3 protein-coding genes are annotated in these 2,927 nt (G+C 59.6%); 1 reads left to right on the top strand and 2 read right to left on the bottom strand.

Annotation, left to right across the window (positions count from 1 at the left end; translation table 11 throughout):
• Positions 1 to 1,397, top strand: a 1,397-nt coding sequence (locus tag ACXRVY_RS22580; protein ID WP_458238283.1) for a putative bifunctional diguanylate cyclase/phosphodiesterase, incomplete at its 5' end; no start/stop codon positions are given.
• A 171-nt stretch (positions 1,398 to 1,568) separates the two neighbouring features.
• Here ACXRVY_RS22580 and ACXRVY_RS22585 read toward each other — a convergent pair.
• Both ACXRVY_RS22585 and ACXRVY_RS22590 read right to left on the bottom strand, forming a co-directional pair.
• Positions 1,569 to 2,015: an Hsp20 family protein gene (locus tag ACXRVY_RS22585; protein ID WP_223457069.1), complete on the bottom strand. Its 447-nt coding sequence runs from the start codon at positions 2,013 to 2,015 to the stop codon at positions 1,569 to 1,571.
• A gap of 129 nt (positions 2,016 to 2,144) precedes the next feature.
• Positions 2,145 to 2,927: tRNA dihydrouridine synthase (locus ACXRVY_RS22590; RefSeq protein WP_458238284.1), on the bottom strand; the 783-nt coding region annotated here is incomplete at its 5' end.

The following is a 2,927-nucleotide window of genomic DNA, read 5'->3' on the forward strand; positions in this document are numbered from 1 at the left end:
CGGTGGAACCGATCACCCTCAATGAAACCGCCTGCCTGCTGTTGACCGCGCGGGACGTCAGCCTGCTGAAAAACGCCGAAGCGCAGATTCGCCATCTGGCCTACCACGACTCACTGACCAACCTGCCCAATCGGGCGCTGCTGATGGATCGGCTCAGTCAGCAAATTGCCCTGCTCAAACGCCACAATTTACGTGGTGCGCTGATGTTCCTCGACCTGGACCACTTCAAGCACATCAACGACTCCCTCGGGCATCCGGTGGGCGATACCGTGCTGAAAATCATCACCGCGCGCCTGGAGGCCAGCGTGCGCATGGAGGACACCGTTGCGCGTCTGGGCGGTGACGAATTCGTAATACTGCTCAGCGGTCTCGAAGGCTCGCGCAGCGAGGTCAGCGATCAGGTACGCGAACTGGCCGACACCATCCGCGAACTGCTGTCCGAACCGATGTTCCTCGACGGCCAGCGCCTGCAAGTGACGCCAAGCATCGGCATTGCGCTGATCCCCGATCACGGTTCGACCCCGACCGACCTGCTCAAGCGCGCCGACATCGCGCTCTATCGCGCCAAGGACTCGGGGCGCAATACCGCGCAGATGTTCCACAACACCATGCAGAAGGCCGCGAGCGAACGCCTGCGCATGGAAACCGACTTGCGCCTGGCRCTTTCCCGGGGTGAGTTTCGCGTGCATTACCAACCCCAGGTCGACGCCCGGGGCGACCGCATCGTCGGTGCAGAGGCCTTGGTGCGCTGGAATCATCCGGAGCTCGGCAGGCAGTCACCCACCGAGTTCATCAAGGTGCTGGAAGACAGCGGACTGATTCTGGAGGTCGGCACCTGGATCCTCGACGAAGCCTGCCAGGCCTTCAAACAACTGATCGACAAAGGCTTGATAGACCCTTACAAATTCAGCTTGTGCGTGAACATCAGCCCGCGCCAGTTCCGCCAGAACGACTTCGTCGAGCGCGTCGAAAACAGCCTGTCCAGCTATGGCCTGCCCTGCTCCCTGTTGAAACTGGAAATCACCGAAGGCATCGTCATCCAGAACCTGGAGGACACCATCAGCAAAATGCGCCGCCTGAAAAAACTCGGTGTGAGCTTCGCCATGGACGACTTCGGCACCGGCTATTCCTCGCTGACGTACCTCAAGCGCTTGCCGGTCGACACCCTGAAAATCGACCAGTCGTTCATCCGCGACGCCACCAGCGACCCGAACGACGCCGAGATCATCCGCGCCATCGTCGCCATGGCCCACAGCCTGGATTTGAAGGTGATTGCCGAAGGGGTCGAAACAGCGGAGCAGCTGGAGTTCTTACAGGGGCTGGAGTGCCATTTCTACCAAGGGTATTTGCACAGTCAGCCGTTGCCGGTGGAAGAGTTCCAAAAACTGCTGAAATAACACCACTCCTGTAGGAGCGAGCCTGCTCGCGATGCACGCGAACGATTACGCGTGCTGGCTGGAAAAATCCGGTTTCCTTCACATGAGTGCAAAAAAAGACCCCGACAAGTCGGGGTCTTTTTGTTTCGGCCGGCTACCTGATCAATCACACGACCCGGCTTCGGGCTCGGCTCAGTGTTGCAGAGCCTTCTTCTGCGTGCCGTTGATCGGGATGCGCTTGGCTTTCGCCTCTTCCGGTACCACCCGCAACAGGTCGATGCTCAACAGACCGTTGCTCAGGCCGGCAGCCTTGATCTCGATGTGGTCCGCCAGGCGGAAGGACAGTTTGAAGGCACGCTGCGCAATGCCCTGATACAGATAAGTGACGTCTTCGTTCGCGTCGCGTTTGCCGCCACTGATGGTCAGCACGCCTTTCTCGACTTCGAGCTCCAGATCTTCTTCCTGGAAACCTGCCGCGGCAATGACGATGCGGTATAGATCGTCGCCGTGTTTTTCCACGTTGTAAGGTGGATAGGTGCTGCCTGGCTCATTGCGCAAGGCGGTTTCGAACAGGTCGTTGAAACGATCGAAACCTACCGAGGAACGGAACAGTGGTGCCATCGAAAATGTAGTTGCCATGATTCAAATCTCCTGAAAACAATCAGCAAGGTTTTTTGTCTCCGCGACCCGAATTCGGCATCGCGTAATCCTTAGATAGGGACCGCTGATTGCATTTCAAGAGAWTTTTTTCAGCTTTTTTTAAAAATTTCAGGCTGCTTCCGCCACGGGCAGACCCAGCAAATGCGAGACATTATCCAGCTCGGTCTCACGGCGCAGCACGGTGAACAGCTCTACCGCCTCGGGATAATTGCGGGTCAGCATCGCCAGCCATTGCTTCAAGCGACCCGGCGATTGACGCGGCGTCATCTGCGCTTTGGCTTGCAGCCAGAAGTCCTGGATCAGCGGCAGCAACTCGGCCCAGGTCATCTCGACCACCTCCTCCCCGGCCCGCGCTGCAGCGATCTGCCGGGCGAGATCCGGGCGCGAAACCAGGCCACGACCGAGCATGATGTCTTCAACGCCGCTGATCTCGCGGCAACGCCGCCAGTCTTCGACGCTCCAGATATCACCATTGGCGAACACCGGCACCTTGACCACATCCTGCACGCGAGGGATCCATTCCCAGTGCGCTGGCGGCTTGTAGCCATCCACCTTGGTCCGCGCGTGCACCACGATATGTTCCGCACCGCCTTCGGCCAGGGCCGTAGCGCACACCAGCGAACCGTCCGGGCTATCGAAGCCCAGGCGCATCTTGGCGGTCACCGGAATGTGCGCGGGGACGGCGCGGCGGACGTGCTCGACGATCTGGTTGAGCAGCTCGGGCTCCTTGAGCAGTACCGCACCACCACGGGATTTGTTGACGGTCTTGGCCGGGCAGCCGAAGTTCAGGTCGATCACTTCGGAACCCAGCTCGCAAGCCAGCGCGGCATTTTCCGCCAGGCACACCGGATCGGAACCGAGCAATTGCACACGCAGCGGCACACCGGAGGC

The sequence above is a fragment of the Pseudomonas sp. P5_A2_2 genome (assembly GCF_054177685.1).